This is a genomic window from Opitutia bacterium (assembly GCA_016217545.1).
Classification (GTDB): Bacteria; Verrucomicrobiota; Verrucomicrobiia; order Opitutales; family Opitutaceae; genus Didemnitutus.
The window spans coordinates 82,641-99,382 of record JACRHT010000016.1 but is presented as its reverse complement, the minus strand read 5'-3'; the positions used below and the strand labels follow the sequence as shown (position 1 = coordinate 99,382).

Annotated in this window: 14 protein-coding genes; 8 read left to right on the top strand and 6 right to left on the bottom strand. The window is 66.8% G+C overall.

Annotated elements, in window-relative coordinates:
• Positions 1-28 precede the first annotated feature (28 nt).
• The 5 genes from HZA32_12995 to hemW all read right to left on the bottom strand — a co-directional run bounded on the left by HZA32_12995 (position 29) and on the right by hemW (position 8,142).
• Positions 29-1,666 (bottom strand): hypothetical protein, encoded by a 1,638-nt coding sequence (locus tag HZA32_12995; protein ID MBI5424987.1) that lies wholly within the window; start codon positions 1,664-1,666, stop codon positions 29-31.
• Positions 1,663-5,124 carry a toll/interleukin-1 receptor domain-containing protein gene (locus HZA32_12990; protein MBI5424986.1) on the bottom strand — a complete coding sequence of 1,154 codons (3,462 nt, stop codon included), beginning with the start codon at positions 5,122-5,124 and terminating at the stop codon, positions 1,663-1,665. Before HZA32_12990 ends, HZA32_12995 begins: the two co-directional genes overlap by 4 nt.
• A 284-nt stretch (positions 5,125-5,408) precedes the next feature.
• Positions 5,409-6,419, bottom strand: coding sequence for a M23 family metallopeptidase (locus tag HZA32_12985; GenBank protein MBI5424985.1), 1,011 nt, complete (start codon positions 6,417-6,419; stop codon positions 5,409-5,411).
• Positions 6,416-6,919 (bottom strand): hypothetical protein, encoded by a 504-nt coding sequence (locus HZA32_12980; GenBank protein MBI5424984.1) that lies wholly within the window; start codon positions 6,917-6,919, stop codon positions 6,416-6,418. The genes HZA32_12985 and HZA32_12980 overlap by 4 nt, the downstream gene beginning before the upstream one ends.
• Positions 6,916-8,142, bottom strand: coding sequence for a radical SAM family heme chaperone HemW (hemW, locus tag HZA32_12975; GenBank protein ID MBI5424983.1), 1,227 nt, complete (start codon positions 8,140-8,142; stop codon positions 6,916-6,918). Before hemW ends, HZA32_12980 begins: the two co-directional genes overlap by 4 nt.
• Positions 8,143-8,202: 60 nt before the next feature.
• Between hemW and HZA32_12970 the strand changes: the two genes are divergently transcribed.
• From HZA32_12970 to HZA32_12935, 8 genes are all read left to right on the top strand, one after another.
• Entirely contained in the window at positions 8,203-9,117 is a 915-nt protein-coding gene (locus tag HZA32_12970) for a cell surface protein (protein MBI5424982.1), read from the top strand.
• Between the two features lie 29 nt (positions 9,118-9,146).
• Positions 9,147-9,521 (top strand): SLBB domain-containing protein, encoded by a 375-nt coding sequence (locus tag HZA32_12965; GenBank protein ID MBI5424981.1) that lies wholly within the window; start codon positions 9,147-9,149, stop codon positions 9,519-9,521.
• On the top strand, positions 9,521-10,513 hold the full coding sequence (locus tag HZA32_12960; GenBank protein ID MBI5424980.1) for a hypothetical protein: 993 nt from the start codon (positions 9,521-9,523) through the stop codon (positions 10,511-10,513). The genes HZA32_12965 and HZA32_12960 overlap by 1 nt, the downstream gene beginning before the upstream one ends.
• Positions 10,514-10,681: 168 nt before the next feature.
• A complete protein-coding gene (locus HZA32_12955) occupies positions 10,682-11,008 on the top strand; it encodes a hypothetical protein (protein ID MBI5424979.1) in 327 nt (108 codons plus the stop codon).
• A 42-nt stretch (positions 11,009-11,050) separates the two neighbouring features.
• Positions 11,051-11,716, top strand: a complete 666-nt coding sequence (locus HZA32_12950) for an ABC transporter ATP-binding protein (GenBank protein ID MBI5424978.1) — start codon at positions 11,051-11,053, stop codon at positions 11,714-11,716.
• A 34-nt stretch (positions 11,717-11,750) separates the two neighbouring features.
• The gene (locus HZA32_12945; protein ID MBI5424977.1) at positions 11,751-14,177 is read left to right on the top strand and encodes an ABC transporter permease; all 2,427 of its coding nucleotides are present in this window, start codon (positions 11,751-11,753) and stop codon (positions 14,175-14,177) included.
• Positions 14,178-14,370: 193 nt separating this feature from the next.
• Positions 14,371-16,035 (top strand): coagulation factor 5/8 type domain-containing protein, encoded by a 1,665-nt coding sequence (locus HZA32_12940; GenBank protein MBI5424976.1) that lies wholly within the window; start codon positions 14,371-14,373, stop codon positions 16,033-16,035.
• A gap of 50 nt (positions 16,036-16,085) precedes the next feature.
• A complete protein-coding gene (locus tag HZA32_12935; protein ID MBI5424975.1) occupies positions 16,086-16,409 on the top strand; it encodes an alkylphosphonate utilization protein in 324 nt (107 codons plus the stop codon).
• A gap of 10 nt (positions 16,410-16,419) precedes the next feature.
• On the opposite strand, the gene HZA32_12930 is transcribed toward HZA32_12935, so the two are convergent.
• A complete protein-coding gene (locus HZA32_12930; protein ID MBI5424974.1) occupies positions 16,420-16,716 on the bottom strand; it encodes a hypothetical protein in 297 nt (98 codons plus the stop codon).
• Between the last annotated feature and the right edge of the window lie 26 nt (positions 16,717-16,742).

Below are 16,742 nucleotides of genomic sequence, written 5' to 3'. Positions count from 1 at the left end.
AAGGACCTCGGGAAAATTCTGGCGCGGCCTACGCCACGCCCGTGAACGCCCGCCGAGCGTGCCAGTTGGCAGTTTCCCCAAGGAGGCGCGCCTCGATTTGCAGCGCGAGCGTCGCGAACTCGTTTTCGCTCACGGCGGCTTCGATCAAGTGCGTGTGGTGCTGGAGAAACTCGAGCATTTCGGCGTAGGTGTGCACGCGCGCCTCGAGATCGAACGCGCCCGCGAGCGAGAGCGCGGCCACCGCCACCACAGGCAAAAACACCGCGAGCGAACCGAGCCCGCCGGCGGCGAGATCGTGCGCCGCCGTGCCGACGTGCCACCAGTCCAGCGCCAGCCCGAGCTTCGCCGCCGTGGCCGCGAACGCCCCGGCCGATCCGACGAAGAACGTCGCCTGCGCCACCTGCAGCCAGCGGCGCGCCTGCGCCAGCCGCCGGGCGTAGTAGTCGAGTTGGCCGTTGACGGGTTTGCGCAACCGCTCGGCCACGTAGGTCTCGCGCCGCGCCTGCCACGTGCCCGTCCGCGCGGAGAGGCCGGCGAGATGCAGGACGTTGAGCGTGCGCAGAAGCGGGCGAAGTTCCCCGGGCATCGGCAGTTCGAACAGGTAACGCAGCGACCGCGGCACCCCGGCGAGCGGGATCGCCGAGCGCGCGACCTCGGCGCTCAGACGCGCCATCGCCCAGCGCTGCGCCGCATGCGAGCGGTGCAGATACTCGTGATACCCCAGGCCGAACAGGAGGAACGACAATTCTATGCCCAGCAGCCAGTGCAGCGCAGTCTCGCCGTGGATCTTGAGCGCCGCCAACGCCAGCGCGGTCGCCGCGACGTGCGCGCCGACGATGATGAGCGCCGCCCACTTGAATCGTCTTTGCATCCGCGTCGCCGTGGCGCTCGAGAACTGCTTCAGCGCGGCCCGGTAGGCGGCGGCATCGTCCAGACCGGTGGCCGGGGGCGTAATGCGGTCGAGCGGCGCGGGCAGCCGCGCCGGGGCAAAGCCCGGCGCCGCCGGGCACGCCCCGGCGGTTTTCGAAGGCGGGCAATGCCACTGCTCCGACAACACTGGTTTTCCGTCCTTCCCCACGGTGACCCCGATTTCCAACACCGGACGGTGCCAGCGCTGGGCGAGCGCGAGTGTGGCGCGCGTGCCCGCCGGCTTGTCCGCCGTCGCCGCCCCGGGCAGGAGGCACACCAGCACGTCGCAAATTCGGACCAGCTCGAGATTCACGTCCTCAAAACGCGTCGCGCGCTCGCTCGCCACGCTGGCCACGCGTTCCTCGATCACGTGCCCGCCGAGGAGCAGACGCCGCGCCTCTTCCGCCTCGGCCGGGGTGAAGTCCGGTCCCCCGCTCCCGCAGGCCGCGAGAAAATCCTCCCGCGGCTGGGGCAGCAACACACGTTGCCACCAACCCAATTGCTGACAGCTCCGCGCAAACATCAAGTCGCCGCCCGCCGCAAGCGAGGACAGCCCGCAAACGCGCCCCCCGCCCAGTTCCGTCTGCAAACGGTGGAGCCGCTCCACCAAGAGCCGCTCCACCGCCGCGGCGAAGGCCGCCTCATCGCCGGAGCTCGCATGCGGCGGATCAAAGAGCCGGCGCTTGCCGGCGAACGCGACCTGAACCACGAGCGGCAGGCCGGAGGCAGTGGGTGATTGAGAGGGAGAGGTCGTCATGGGGAAGAAAACTGGGTTTTGAGTTGCGCGTGCAGCTGCATGGATTGTTGGTCGAGCGTGCAGCCGGCAGAGATGAGTTCGTCAAGCACCTCGTAGCAGCCGACGAGGCATTTCATCGCCAGATCGTCCTGCCCGGCAGCTTGGGCACGTTGATACGTCAGGAAGAACGACACCGCCGCCGTTCGTCCGAAATAGACCGATTGCGGATTGGCGCCGCGTAGTCGCAGCGCGATCTCCAGCGCCCGCCGTTGCAGCTCTAGCGCCTTTTTCTGCCCACCCGTCCGCCGTCCCTCCAACCCCGCCAAACGCTCCAAACTCACCTTCAAGTCCCGCTGCGCCTCCGCACTCTGTGCGTTCGCCTCCGCCAACCGCTCACAGATTGCCAATTCGCGCTCATAATACCCCAGCGCTTTCTCTCCATCCCCGGCCTGACCGCGTCGCGCCAGATAGTCGGCCAGCTTGCTCAAACTCACCGACACGTCCCGCTGCGCCTGCGCACTCTGTGGATTCGCCTCCGCCAACCGCTCAAGCACCGCCAGACTCTGCTCGTAATACTCCAGCGCTTTCTTCCCATCACCGGTCTGCCCGCGTTGCGCCAGATAGTCCGCCAGCTTGAGCAAACCCACCACCACGTCCCGCTGCGCCTGCGCACTCTGCGGACTCGCCTCCGCCAACTGCTCGGCCACCGCCAAACTCCGCTGGCAATACCCCAGCGCTTTCTCCCCATCCCCAGCCAGCCCGCGACTAGCCAGAAAATTTGCCAGCTTGTTCAAACTCACCGACACGTCCCGCTGTGCTGGCGCGCTCTGCGGGTTTGCCTCTACCAACTGTTCGCGCACCGCCAGACTCCGCTCGTAATACTCCAGCGCTTTCTTTCCATCACCGGTCTGCCCGCGTTGCGCCAGAAAGTCCGCCAGCTTGTTCAAACTCACCGACACGTCCCGCTGCGCTGGCGCGCTCTGCGGGTTTGCCTCTACCAACTGTTCGCGCACCGCCAGACTCCGCTCGTAATACTCCAGCGCTTTCTTCCCATCACCGGCCTGCCCGCGAAGCGCCAGAAAGTCCGCCAGCTTGCTCAAACTCACCGACACGTCCCGCTGCGCCTCCGCACTCTGCAGGTTCGCCGCTAGATGACCTTCCGCGGCTGCGAGAATTCTCGACGTGAGTTCCATCGCGCGTGCCAGGGATCGGTGTTGTCCTTCATAGCTCGCGGACACTCCGGCCGAACTGAGCAAGGTGGGGGTCGGTGTGCGCGTGCTGAGCAGGTGATCCAACTGATCGATCAGCCACGGATGCTGCGCGCGCAACCACGCGTCGTCAGAATTACCGACCTCATGCTCGAATCGGGTCGTGAAGGCGTCGAGAAACTTATCCAGCGCGGCGAACCGCTCCGTCAGTCCATCCCGCGAGACGTGCTGGGCGACGACACGATGAATCCGCACGACGTTCGGCTCGCGTTCCACCTGACGCTCACCCGCCTCGACTTCCCCCGCCGGATGCAGCAGGCGCAGGCCCCGCAACTCCGTCCAAACCGCAGGCCAAGCCACGTCGTTCGTCAGCGATTTATCCTTCACTTCCGGATGCACGCTCGCCGTCAAGACGTGCAGCCACGAAAGCGGAATCGCGTCCGGCTGGAACAGGCTCGCGAACTCCAGCGCCGTGCGCGCCGGCGCACTCAGGCGCGCCACGCTCCACGCGATGAGCGTGCCGACACGGTTCTGCCGCTCGCGCTCGCCCTGGTCGGAGGCCTCGCTGTGCCGTTGCGTCTGATCGAACGCCGTCCTGCCCGCGAGATCGTCCACCCACGCGAGGCCGTTCTTCTCCAACTCAGCGTAGAAAGCCGCCGCGACCGCAGCGCGGCCGTTTTTCGCGAGATCTCCGATGAAAGCCGCCGCGATTTCGACGGCGATCGTCCATCCGCCCAGCGCACGCACGATGCGCCGCGCTGCCTCCTCCTCGGAGGAGAGTGCGAAACGTCCACCCGGCTGGAAATCCGCCAGCAATTGCACTCCGTCCGCCTCGGGCAGCGTGCCGAGTTCCACGTGCGCGAACGTGCGATCCCCGCCGCCGAATGCGGACGGATGGAGCCGGGTCGTGACGATGATTTCGAGCCAGTCCTTGGCCGGGAGTTGCGCGACTTGGTGGCCCGAGAGCAGCTCCGGTTGATCCACGTTGTCGAGAATCAGGAGCGCACGCGGCTGCTTCAGCTCCGGCGGTTCCTCGGGCGGAGTGTGACGCTCCCCTCGCCCTTCGGCCGCGCTGCGACTGAGCTCTTCCACCAGGATCGCGCGGCGCGCGGCCGTTACCCGCTCCAGATAGCCCAGGATCGCTTCGAGCGCGAGGGCGGGATCGTTTTCCTGCTCCTGACTCAGGCTGAGCGGAGTGGTGAGCAACTCGCCCCCCGCCGCCGGCCCGCGCCGATCCCGCCAGGCGAGCTGCTGAAACTGCGTCGACTGGACCAATCGCTTGAGCGCGAAACCGAGTTCCTTCTGCCCCTCGCAACCGATCTCCCACGTCCCTCCGGCGGCGTAAAACTCCGCGTAGGCGTGCGCGTATTGGCGGGCGAGTGCGGTCTTGCCGAGACCGCCGGGCGCGAAGGTGGCGGCGATCATGCCGCGTCCGCCCATGCCGCGCCCTCCGCTCTGCGGACCGCCGGTGAGCATGATCTCGTGCAGCTCCCGCAACTCGCGATGCCGTCCCACGAAGTGCTCGTGGCTCCGCGTGATGTTGCCCGGCGCGAGATCGGCGAGCGCCAACCGGTCGAGCCGGCGCGCGATGTGCCGATCGAGGCCGTTGAGCCGCTCCGCGAGCGAGCGCAAATCGTCCGCCGGAGCGCGCGGCGCTCGCTTCACGTCGGACGCGCGCTCGGCGGCATCGAGTTCGCGCAACACCTCCGGCCCGCGCTCGAACCACGGATGCAGCTCGAACGTGGCGGACTTCTGCCGTCGGTTGAGGTCGGCGGCAAAGGCGCGCGCGGTCTTCTCGGCCTCGGAAGTGAACTGCGCCTCACGCGCCTCGAACCACGGGTAGCGCTGCTCCATGTTCCGCAGCCACTCCGCCAGCCCCTGATCGTCCTGAAACCGCAGGTCGGCCGGCGTGACGAAATAGATCGGCGTCAGTCCATCGTCGCCGCGCGCGGCGGAGTGCTCGCGGCGCAGATATTCCTCCCATTCCCAGAGGCAATTTTTCGACGTGAGGTAGTTCGGCGACAGGAACGCGAGGAACAGGCGGCTCTGCCGGAGTCCTTCGCCGAGCCGTCGCTTCCAATCCGTGCCGTCCTCGATCGAGTCCTGATCGAAGAAAATCCTGAGCTCGCGCCCGGAGTAGGCCGCGTGCCGCCGTTTCAGCTCGGCCACGAAGGCGGTGATCCAACCTTCGCCCGCGAGATTCACGCGGACTTTGTTGTCCGCTCGGGCGTAGGAGAGGAACAGGTGAAAGGACCGGTCGGATGCGCTCATGGCTGATTGGCGCGGTGGGCGGCGATCGTTGCGGGAACACAAGAACGCACGGCACCGGCGGATCGGGGGAATGTTAAAGCGAAATGCCTCGCAGAATCTCCCACGTATCCGTGGCCCTCGGACACTGTGCGAGCCGCGCCAACCATCGTCCGGCGCGCTCGGCTAGACAAGAGCGATGACACCTCGAAATGTCATAACACCGACCGAAGCTCATTCACCCGCACCCGGGCCCCCGAGTCGCGACGACCGGGCGAACAAACACGGGCCACCGGCCGATAATCCGCTTACCGAATCCCGAACACCTGCTCGATCATCGTGCGCAAATCGCCGCCCGGCGCGTAGCCTCCGCCGCGCACGCGCACGAGGTCCTTGCAGCGATGGGCTCGCGTGGCCGACGCGTCCGCGGACACGATCCGCACTTCGCCGCTCCGCATGCCGACTACTTCGTTCGCTGAAAGCGGCGTCCACGCAAACGGCAGGCCGGTGCCGTTGCACGAGACTTCCCAGCCTGCAACGAGTCCGTTGATGGGCTTTCGCAGCAGCGCGGGATAGCGCTGAATGAAATCCGGCACGCGCGTCGTCGCGATCCGCAGCGTCACGACCGGCCGCAGCTTGTCGAAATATTCCTCGAACGAGTCGACGCGGCCCGTGCGCCATTGGCGGAGGAAATCCAGCGGGTCGATGCCCATCAGGTTCATCCCGTTGAAATCACCGTGCTCGTTGCGGTTGCCGAAGCGCCGCGCGGCATACCAGTTCTCGAACGCGTCCGTCGCGCGCAGGCCGATCTCGAAATGCAAATGCCCGCGCTCCTTCGGAATTCCGCCGCCGCTCGAACTGCGCCCCATGATGCCGATCGTCTGGCCTTTCTCGACGCGCACGCCCGGCCGGATGCCGGACTGAATCGCCGCCAAGTGCGCGTAGAGCGTGTAGACCGCGGGCGTTTGAGCCGGGTGCTCGATGACGATGTAGCGCCCGTAATTGCTCGAGCCCGGTGAAGTCGCGACGTGTTTCACGACGCCGTCCATCGCCGCGAAAACCGGATCGGCCGGCTCACCGCGACGGTCGCGCGCCGTGGGCTTGATGTCCAACCCTTCGTGGAACTGCGAGCCGCCGCTGCGCACGCAACCGAACAGGCCGGACTCCGGGTCGCCCGACACGGTGGGCTGAATGAACTCGTCGATGCGTCCCGTCGTCCACGCCTTTTGCGGCGTCGGGAAAACGAGATCGATCTTCGCGTGCGCGGCCGGCGCCAGCGCGAGCAAACCGAGAGCGAGCGTGGAAATCAGACGCCTCATCGCCGAGCTTTGCGCGCGGCCTCGGCCAAGTCGGCGGAAGTGCGCTTCAACCGCTCCACCTGTCCCGGGAGTTCCGCCTCGGGCGTTTCGAGAAAAATCAACACGGCGCCGTCCGCGATCGCCTGATCGATCCGCCGCGCGCCGACGAATTGGTCGTTCAACGCCAGCACCAGCCGCCGCCCGATGCCGCTGACGCTCAGTCGATACAGATCGCGCGACGCCGCAGAATTCAGCTGCACCAACAGGCAGCGGCCCAGATCCACCTGCGCCACCTCGGCATTCGCGATGTCGTATTCAACCACCACCGGCTTCGGGGCGACCGCGATTGCGACACCGCTCTGAGGCAGAGTCACCGCCACGCCCGCCTCGTTCGGCTTCGCTTCGAGGTAGAAGCGCGCGACGAGCGGCTCGTAGTCCTTGGGCTTCTCCGGCGCGGCACTCTGGCAACCGGCCAGCGCGAGTGCGGCGAGAGCGAGAAAGGCGAAGCGCAACAGCGTCATTGGCCGGGAGCTTTCGAGGCCGTCGAGAAGGCTTCAAGCACTTCCGCGCCGACCGCATCGGCCAGCAACCGCCCGCGCGGCGTGAGTTGGATGCGCCCCTCCGGCGAATGCGTGAGCAATCCCTCGAGCAGCAGCTTCGGCAGAAAATCGTGCAGGCTCTCCCAAGGCGCCGACGGATACTTCGCGCGCAACTCCGGCAGCGACACGCCGGCGTTCATGCGCAGGCCGAAGATCACGCAGTCCGCCGCGAGCAACTCCGGCGTCAGCGCCGTGCGATCGGACGTCGCCCGCCGTCCCGCGGCGACGTCCGCGTGCCACTGCGTCAGGTCCGGCGGGTTGCTCGCCCGCCAACCGGCGAATTGCGACGCACCCGACGGGCCGAAGCCGATCCACTCGTTCATCCGCCACGTGTTGAGATTGTGCCGGCAGATGTGGCCGGGACGTGCGAAGTTCGACACCTCGTATTGCGCGAAGCCGACGCCCTCGAGAAACTCCCACGTGCGCAGGTAGAACGCCGCCTCCTTCTCCGGATCCAGCTTCACCTTGCCCTGCGAGAGTTTCACCCACAACGCCGTGTCTTCCTCGAACGTCAGGCAATACGTCGACAGATGATCCGGCGCGAGCCGCACGACCTCGGCCAGATCCGTGCGCCACTGCGCTTCGTCCTGATTCGGCAGCGCGAACATCAGGTCCAGATTCACGCTCGGAAATCCGGCCGCGCGGATCAGGTCGTAGGCGCGGTAAATTTGCTTCGGGTTGTGCTGGCGGCCGAGCGCATCGAGCAACGCTTCGTTGAAACTCTGCACGCCGAGCGAAATGCGGGTGACGCCGAGTTCGCGCAGGACCTTGAGCCGTTCCGCCGTGACGGTCGCCGGAGCCATCTCGACGCTCCACTCGCCCGGCGCACCGCCGCAGAAATCCACCATCGCGCGACCGAGTTGTTCGAGTTCGCCGGCGCGCAGCAATCCCGGCGTGCCGCCGCCCCAGAACGCCGTATCCACGCGTCGCCCGCCCCGATCCACCAGCGCCGCTTCGTTGCGAATCGCCGCGAGGTAGCGCGGCACCGCATCGGCCTTCGGCACGGTTTGGTAGAACGCGCAGAAGTCGCACGTCGTCGCGCAAAACGGCACGTGCACGTAGACGCCGAGCGCCGACGCGGTCGCGCCGGGCGCCGCGGCGGCTCCGCTCCGAGACTTTTCTTGCGCTAGGGGGAACCCGGCCATTAGAAGTGCGTCAATTTCCGTTCAGCCAACGGCCTGCGAGGCCCGGCGCAACCTTTTCCCATGCAACCCTTCTCTTCCCGTTTCCGCCGCAATACGGCGCTCGTCAGCGCGCTCTTCGCGCTCGCCTTCCTGGCCGGCTGCCAGTCGCTGACGATCACCAACATGACGCCGGACAACGTGCCGGCCAACCCGTCGCAGATCTACACGATCACCGCGAACTTCAAGCCGACCAGTTACACGGTCGACGAGGCCAGCATCAAGCCCCGTATCGTCATCGACGGCCACATCTACCCGATGACCAAGAGCGCCGCCGCCGACATCTGGGAATTCGACTACCAACTCCCCTCCGGCCGCACCAACGCGTCGTATTACTTCATCGTCGCCTACCTCGGCAAGGACGCCCCCGCCGGCGCCATCGCGAGCGAGATGCACTCCGAGCTGCAACACCTGAACATCGCCGGCCGCTACGTCCTCCGCCCCGAAGCCAGCCGCGCGCCCATCGGCGCCCGCGTCAGCGTGCTCGGCGCCGGCTTCACGCCGAACGACGTCGTCTATTTCGACAACAGCCCGACGCGCACCGTGTTCGAGTCGCCGAGTTCGATCAGCTTCTTCGTGCCCGCCGTTGAAACCGGCCGCAACTACACGCTGCGCCTCGCGGGCGGCGGCACCGCGCTGGCGGTCGGCTCCTTCCGCGTCGACGCCATTAACTTCACCGTTTCGCCCAGCGCGCTCAATCTCCGCGGCGGCGAGCAGCAGGCGATGACCTTCACCATTCCGCAGCCCGCTCCGGCGGGTGGCATGCTCATCGACGTCCAGACCGACGTGCCCGAGAGCATCGTGATGCCCGAAGTGATCGTGCCCGCTGGCCAGACCAGCGTCACGATCGCCGTTCAGGGCGGCAAACCCGGCACCGGCTCGCTCTTCTTCAAGAGCAGCGCCGGCGAGAGCAGCGTGCCGGTGACGGTGACGAAGTAACCCCACGCCCCTTGCGCGGGTTCGCGCCGATGAGAAAGCTTACCTTGATCGGCGCCATCGCGGTTTTTGCCTGCCTCGCCTGGCTAGGCCGCGAGGAAACGGAGCGTGTGAGGACGCACGAGGCGCCCGCGTCGCCGCAGACCATTTCCATTGTGGTCATCGGCAGCGTGGTTCGCCCCGGCATCGTCCAGCTCGCCCCTGGAGAAACTTTCGCCCGCGCCATCGAGCGCGCGGGCGGACCGCAGCCCTACGCGAAGATGAGCGCCGTCTATCTCGTCCGCGACTCGGGCACGAGCCACCGACGCGCCCAGCCGCTCGATATGACCCGCGACTTCACGGTCCCGTCGCCGCGCAACGGCGACCACCTTTTCGTCCCGGAACGACTCGATCTCGCCCTGCGCTGATGGACCTGACCTCGCTCGATTGGGAAGTGCTTGATCGCTTGCGCGAGACGTTCCTCACGAACGCACGCGCCGAAGGCCCCTATTGGCACACAGTCACCGACCTCGAGGCCTACGACCTCACCTACGCTGAACGCATCGGCTGGAAATGGGACGCGGTGCTCCGCGAGTTGCGCCTGCGCAACTGGACCGCGCCGACGAACGCGACGGTGTTCGACTGGGGTTGCGGCAGCGGCGTCGCGGGCCGCCGCGTCGTGGAATTTCTCGGCGCCGCGAACGTCGGCCGCCTCGTCCTGCACGATCATTCGCCGCTCGCCGTTGAATTTGCGGAGCGTCGCGCGCACACGGTTTTCCCCGGGCTCGCCGCCGAGCGCGCCAGTTACCGTTTTCTCCAGGAAGGCGCCATCGACGTCCTCGTCGTCAGCCACGTCCTCAACGAACTCGACGACAACGGCCGCGCCGAACTCCGCAACCTCCTCGCTCGCGCACAAACCGTTCTCTGGGTCGAGCCCGGCACGCACGAAGTCGGCCGCGCGATCGTCGAGTGGCGCGAGCACGCGCGCGCCACCGGCTTTCAGGCGGTCGCGCCGTGCCCGCACGCCGCCGCCTGCGGTCTGCTCGCCGCGGAGCGCGAGCGCGACTGGTGCCACTTCTTCGCCGCGCCGCCGTCGGAGATCTTCGCCAACTCCGAATGGGTGAAATTCGGCCAGCGCGCCGGCATCGATCTCCGCTCGCTGCCCTACAGTTTTCTGGTGCTCGACCGCCGCGCGTGGACGCAGCCCGCCGACGCCTCGCGGATTCTCGGCGAGCCGCGCGTCTACAAGGGCTACGCCAAGATCTTCAATTGCTCCGCCGGCGGCGTGGAGGAACTCATGCTGCAGCAACGCGCCGACAAGGAGCTGTTCAAATCGCTCAAGCGCGCCAGCGGACCGCTGGTTTACCGCTGGGCACGCGCGGGTGATCGTATCGACGCCGCCGTTCGCCTCGTGCCTTGAATTTTGTCCCGACTTTGGGACGGCCTGATTTCGAATCCGAGCGCCACCGCGCAGCGTGACCGAGTTCGCGTTGCGCAAATCACTGCCTATCAGCGCCCGAAATTCGAGCGAGCCGTGGCACATCGCGTGCGAAAGAGGACGACGGCGCGTATCCGCGCGCTTGCATTCATGACGCTCCGCCAACGGCTGCTTTCGTCGCTCGCATCGCTCCTCGCCGCAGCAGTGCTGACCGGTGCGTCGGCCGTCGCCGCGAACGAGCAGTGCGGCGAGTCGTCCAAGTCAGCCGGCAAGTCCAGCGAATCGGCGAAATCCGACGCGGCACCGACGCCTCCTGTCGACGACTCCGGCAATGTTGCCCCCGCCGAGCCGGCTCCTGCCCCTCCTCCGCCGAGCACTGCGCCGAGCATCACTCCGCCCGCGCGCGACGCCACCAAGCCTTCGCGGCCGTCTAAGCAGCGCCCGGCGTGGCCGCCGCCGCCCGAGTTGATTGCGTGAGCGCGCTTGGCCGATCCCCGTCTTTTCTCCACTGTCCCCTTCATGATCTCGCTTCGCTCTGTCGAAAAAATCTACCCGCTCAAAGGCGGCGTGTTCTACGCCCTCCGCAACATCAACCTCGAAATCAACGAGGGCGAGTTCGTCTCCATCATGGGGCCGTCGGGTTCCGGCAAGTCCACGCTGCTCCACATCCTCGGCCTGCACGACAGCGCTTGGAATGGCGAATTCACCCTGCGCGGAGAGCCGATCCACAAGCTCGACAAAAAGAAGCGCTTCGAACTGCAGAAAAAGCACATCGGCTTCGTTTTCCAGAGCTACCACCTGCTCGACGACCTCACGGTCTACGAAAATCTCGAGATCCCGCTCTCCTATCGCGACACGCCGAAGAAGGAACGCGAGTCCATCGTCTGCGACGTGCTCGATCGCTTCGGCATCGTCGGCAAGAAAGACCTTTATCCGAACCAGCTTTCCGGCGGCCAGCAGCAGCTCGTGGGCGTCGCCCGCGCGCTCATCGCCAGCCCGTCGCTCATTCTCGCCGACGAGCCGACCGGCAATCTCCACAGCGATCAGGGCCGCGAGATCATGAAGCTTTTCAAGAAGCTCAACGAGGAAGGCACGACCATCATCCAAGTCACGCACTCCGAGGAAAACGCCTCTTACGGTTCGCGCACCGTCCGCCTCGCCGACGGCGTGATCGTATCGAAGTGACGCCCCGCTGACCGGCGACTCCCGGTCCCGCCCCATGCAATTCCTGAAACTCGCGCTCCGCCAGATCCGGCTGCGGCCGGGTTTCAACCTCACGGCCGCCGTCTCGCTCGCCCTCGGCATCGGTCTCGTCGCCACGCAATTCAGCCTCATCGACGGCATCCTGCTGCGCGGCATTCCCGCGCCCGACGCACAGCGCATCATGCACATTGGCCGCATGGCGCCCGCGAGCCAGGGACGCGACGGCTGGGATTCGCTGCCCTACCGCGATTTTCTCGCCTTCCGCGAACGCCAGACGTCGTTCGACGTTCTTGTCGGTTCGACGACCGGCGGCCTCAACCTCAGCGCGCCCGGACGCATCCCCTCTCACCATCCGGGCGGTTTCGTCACCTACAACGTCCCTGAGCTGATGGGCGTGCAGCCGATGCTCGGCCGCTGGTTCACTGCCGCCGAGGACCAGATCGGCCAGCCGACGCTTATCGTGCTGTCGCACAAGCTTTGGCAGGAGGAATTCGCCGCCGACCCGAAGGTCCTCGGCCAGCCGCTCAGTGTGAACGGCGTCGCAGGCACGATCATCGGTGTCATGCCTCCGCACTTCTCCTTTCCAGGCTCCGAGCGCCTGTGGGTGAACCTGCGCGCCGGTCCCAACGATCCGCGCACCACGCCGGTGGATCGCGCTGAGATGATCGGCCGATTGAAGCGCGGCGTCTCGCTCGACCAGGCGCGCGCCGAATTCGACGGCATCGCCGCGATCCTCGAGAAGCAGTGGCCCGACAGCAACAGCGGCTACAATCGCATGGCGGTCGAGAAGATCGCCTTCGCCTACGCGGGCGGCGGCACGATTCCCATTCTCGTCCTGCTGCTCGCGATGACCGTCTTCATCCTCGCGCTCGCCTGCGTGAACGTCGCCAACATGCTCCTCGGCCGCGCCGCGCAGCGCACGCGCGAGCTCGCCGTTCGCGCCGCCGTCGGCGCCAGCCGCTTCCGCCTCGTGCGCCAACTCCTCGGCGAGGCCCTCGTGCTCGCCGCGCTGGGCGCCGTCGGCGGTTTCGTCGTCGCCCTCTTCGGCGTCGACCTGCTCAACACGCACCTCGCGCATCGGCCCTACATGCCCGACTGGTTCGACTTCCGACTCGATTACCGGATCGTCGGCGCGACCATCCTGCTCACGGCGCTCGCCGGCCTCTTCGCCGGCATCATGCCCGCTCTCCAAGCCTCGCGGCTCGACGTGAACACCGCGCTGAAAGACGACGCGCGGGCCGCATCGAGCATGGGCCTCGGCCGCCTCGCTCGCTGGCTCGTCACCGCGCAGATCGCCTTCTCCTCCGCCTTGCTCGTTGCTGCGTGCGTGGTCGGCTGGACCGTGTTCGACGTCCGCCAAGCCAACTTGCGCTACGACCCCGATCGCCTCCTCACCGGCCGCGTCGAAATTCACGACGCCGTCTATCCGACGGTCGAGAAACGCGCCCAATTCTTCCGCGAGCTCATGCAGCGCCTGCAAAACGAACCCGGCGTCGACGCCGTCGCGGTGACCAGCCGCAACATCATCGGCAGCGGCGTGCCGACACCGGTTGCCCCCGAAGGGATGGTCTTCGCGCACGCCAACGACCGTCCGCCCGCGTGGCTCGAGGTCATCTCTTCCGACTACTTCAAACTCATCGGCGTGTCCGCGCTACGCGGCCGCCTCTTCGATTCGCGCGAGCACTCGCTCAAGGTCCGCGCCGCCGTGGTCAACGAGTCGTTCGCGCGCAAATTCTGGCCGGGTCAGGATGCGCTCGGACGCCGCTTCCAGAGCGCCCAGACGCCCGACGGCGAATGGCTGACGATCATTGGCATCGTGCCCGACTTGAAGATGCAGGGGCTCTTCGCGCCTCCCGGCATCGACGAGGCGGGATTCTACCTCGTGCAGGACCAGATGGGCTGGGGCTGGCTCGATATTTTCATCCGCACCAAGGGCGACCCGCTCCAATACGTCCCGCCCGTCCGCAAGGCCATCGCTTCGCTCGATCCTAACCAGCCGATTCACTCCATCGGCACGCTCACGACCGTGACGGCCCAAGCTGCGCGCGGCTTCACCATCATCGGCGTGATGGCGGGCATCTTCGCACTCGTCACGCTCTTCCTCGGCGCCATCGGCGTCTACGGCGTCACCTCGCTCGCCGTCAGCCGGCGCACGCGCGAATTCGGTGTGCGCATGGCGCTCGGCGCCACGGTCGGCCAGGTGCTCAAGCTCGTGCTCGCTCAGGGCGGGCGACAGATCGGCATCGGTCTCGCCATCGGACTCCTCGGCGGATTCTTCCTGACCCGACCCGTGCAGGATCTCTTTGGACCCGGCATGACGAACAACCCTGTCGTCTACCTTGTTGTCGCCCTCGTGATCGCGTTCGTCGGGCTCGCGGCGTTGTGGATTCCCGCGCGCCGTGCCGCGCGGATCGATCCGATGGAAGCGCTGCGGACGGAATAGGCGGGCGGTCACGCGACTCCGGGACTTTCTCCCCACTTGCGCCATCGGCTGACCGTTGCGCGCGCGTGCACCTTTTCCAAATTTCTGTGCACCGAAAACGCTCGCCGATTGCCGGGCGCCATGCGGCGAAGCTAGGCTCGACGCTCGCTCGATGAAATCGCTGCGGTTGCGACTCCTTCCCGGCCTTGCCCTCATGTTCACCCTCGCGTCTGGCGCTGCGCCGGATTTCGGCCCTGCGGTGCTGATCTTCAGCCCTGGCGATCGCGACATCCAAGCGCGTATCGACGCCGTCTACGCGCGCCAGGAGCGCAGCGAATTCGGCCCCGGCCGCTTCGCTCTGCTCTTCCGCCCGGGCGAGTATCAGGCCGATGTTCGCGTCGGTTACTACATGCACGTCGCGGGACTTGGCCGCTCGCCCGACGACGTGCACATCACCGGCGCGGTGCGCTCCAAGGCCACTTGGACCGGCAACAACAACGCCACGATCAATTTCTGGCGCGTCGCGGAAAACCTCAGCGTCACGCCCAAAGTCGAAGGGCGCGTGAACGTCTGGGCCGTGTCGCAAGGCACCTCGTTTCGCCGCATGCACGTGCGCGGCGATATGAATTTGTGGGACGGCGGCTGGGCCAGCGGCGGCTTCATGGCCGACTGTCGCATCGACGGCACCGTGAACTCCGGCACGCAGCAACAGTGGCTCTCGCGCAACGACACTTGGGGCCGATGGGTCGGCTCGAGTTGGAACATGGTCTTCGTCGGCGTCGACCGCGCGCCCGACGGCCGCTGGCCCGATCCGGCATACACCGTGATCGATCGCACGCCGGTGAGCCGCGAGAAGCCGTATCTCTTCACCGATGCGCGCGGCGACTTCTTCGTGCTCGTGCCGGACTACGCGCGCGACTCGCAAGGCACCACTTGGAGCGCGGACCGGCCAACGCCTGGTCGCGCGATTCCGTTGAGCGAGTTCTACATCGCGCGTCCCGAGGACGACACCGCGGCGACGCTCAACGCCGCGCTCGCCGCCGGCAAACATCTCCTGCTGACGCCGGGCAACTACCTGCTCACCGCGCCGCTTGAGGTCCAACGCCCGGACACCATCGTGTTCGGACTTGGTTTCCCGACGCTCATCTCGGCGACCGGCCAGCCCGCGCTGCGCCTCGCCGATGTGGACGGCCTCGTGGCATGCGGCCTGATCCTCGAAGCGAGCGAACACGAGTCACCGCTCCTGCTGGAGGTCGGCCCGCGCGGCAGCACCGCCACGCACGCGGAGCGACCGATCGCACTCCACGACATCTTCGCGCGCGCCGGTTCGAGCGTTGCCGGACGCACGCGGTGCTTCGTCGAGGTGAACAGCGCGCAGACGCTCCTCGACAACCTCTGGCTCTGGCGTGCCGATCATGGCCCAGGCGCCGGTTGGGAAATGAACCGCAACGCTTTCGGCCTCGTCGTCAACGGGCGTGACGTCACCGCCTACGGGCTCTTTGTCGAACACACGCAGGCCTACCAGACGCTGTGGAACGCCGACGGCGGGCGCGTCTACCTCTATCAATCGGAGCTGCCCTATGATCCGCCGAGCCAAGCGGCGTGGATGAACGGCGCCACACGCGGCTTCGCGTCCTACAAGGTCGCCGACAACGTTCGCACGCACGAGGCGTGGGGCGTGGGCGTCTACGCGGTGTTCCACGAAACACCAGTGATCCTCGACAACGCCGTCGAGTCGCCCACGGCGCCCGGCGTGAAGTTCCACCACCTCGTCACGCTGCGCCTGAATCGCCAGCGCGGCAGCGGCATCGCGCATGTCATCAACGGCGTCGGCGCCCCGGTCATCGACGAAAAGATGGCGCGCGTCGACGAGCATTGAGCGGAAATAGCCTTGCGGACCGCGGCGGGCGCCCGGCAGCTTGCCCGCTTATGTCGAAACCCACCTGCCCTGCCTGCACGCTCGAAGACGTCCTTGAGCATCCCGACAAGTGGGAATGCGCTACCTGCGGTCACGAATGGCCGAAGGAGGAAGCGCCCGAAGCCGCCCGCGTCGTGAAGGACGCCCATGGCAACGTGCTCGTCGAGGGCGACACGATCATCACGATCAAAGACCTGAAACTCGGCGGCGCGCAGGTTCTCAAAGCCGGTTCCAAGGCGAAGAACATTCGCTTGGTCGACGGCGACCACGAGATCGATTGCAAGATCGACGGCATCGCCCTCGCGCTCAAGGCGTGCTTCGTGAAAAAGGCCTGACGTCCGCCGCTCAGCCGACGTCGGTCGTCGGCACCGGACGCGCCGGCACGGGAATCAACTCGATGTAGACGTGCGTCGCGCCGCCTTGCGCGACTGTGTCGATGCCCGCCGCCACCTCGGCCAGGGCGCACGGCTGAGCCTGACTCTCGCTCGGGCCGATCTTGCACGCGAAATCCCACCCGCGAAAACCCTCCTGCGGCGGACGCTGCCGGGCGCGGCGCAGGAACTTGTTCACCTCGTGGCGAATCTTGTCGCGCACACGGGCGTCGTCGCGGCCGGCTTGCTGGAGCGGGAAAGTCTTCTTCATCGCGCCAGCGTTGGGACTGTCGTCTG

Coding starts and splice junctions, on each gene's coding strand:
- HZA32_12995 (MBI5424987.1), bottom strand. CDS start 1,666: ATGACGACCTCTCCCTCTCAATCACCCACTGCCTCCGGCCTGCCGCTC.
- HZA32_12990 (MBI5424986.1), bottom strand. CDS start 5,124: ATGAGCGCATCCGACCGGTCCTTTCACCTGTTCCTCTCCTACGCCCGA.
- HZA32_12985 (MBI5424985.1), bottom strand. CDS start 6,419: ATGAGGCGTCTGATTTCCACGCTCGCTCTCGGTTTGCTCGCGCTGGCG.
- HZA32_12980 (MBI5424984.1), bottom strand. CDS start 6,919: ATGACGCTGTTGCGCTTCGCCTTTCTCGCTCTCGCCGCACTCGCGCTG.
- hemW (MBI5424983.1), bottom strand. CDS start 8,142: ATGGCCGGGTTCCCCCTAGCGCAAGAAAAGTCTCGGAGCGGAGCCGCC.
- HZA32_12970 (MBI5424982.1), top strand. CDS start 8,203: ATGCAACCCTTCTCTTCCCGTTTCCGCCGCAATACGGCGCTCGTCAGC.
- HZA32_12965 (MBI5424981.1), top strand. CDS start 9,147: ATGAGAAAGCTTACCTTGATCGGCGCCATCGCGGTTTTTGCCTGCCTC.
- HZA32_12960 (MBI5424980.1), top strand. CDS start 9,521: ATGGACCTGACCTCGCTCGATTGGGAAGTGCTTGATCGCTTGCGCGAG.
- HZA32_12955 (MBI5424979.1), top strand. CDS start 10,682: ATGACGCTCCGCCAACGGCTGCTTTCGTCGCTCGCATCGCTCCTCGCC.
- HZA32_12950 (MBI5424978.1), top strand. CDS start 11,051: ATGATCTCGCTTCGCTCTGTCGAAAAAATCTACCCGCTCAAAGGCGGC.
- HZA32_12945 (MBI5424977.1), top strand. CDS start 11,751: ATGCAATTCCTGAAACTCGCGCTCCGCCAGATCCGGCTGCGGCCGGGT.
- HZA32_12940 (MBI5424976.1), top strand. CDS start 14,371: ATGTTCACCCTCGCGTCTGGCGCTGCGCCGGATTTCGGCCCTGCGGTG.
- HZA32_12935 (MBI5424975.1), top strand. CDS start 16,086: ATGTCGAAACCCACCTGCCCTGCCTGCACGCTCGAAGACGTCCTTGAG.
- HZA32_12930 (MBI5424974.1), bottom strand. CDS start 16,716: ATGAAGAAGACTTTCCCGCTCCAGCAAGCCGGCCGCGACGACGCCCGT.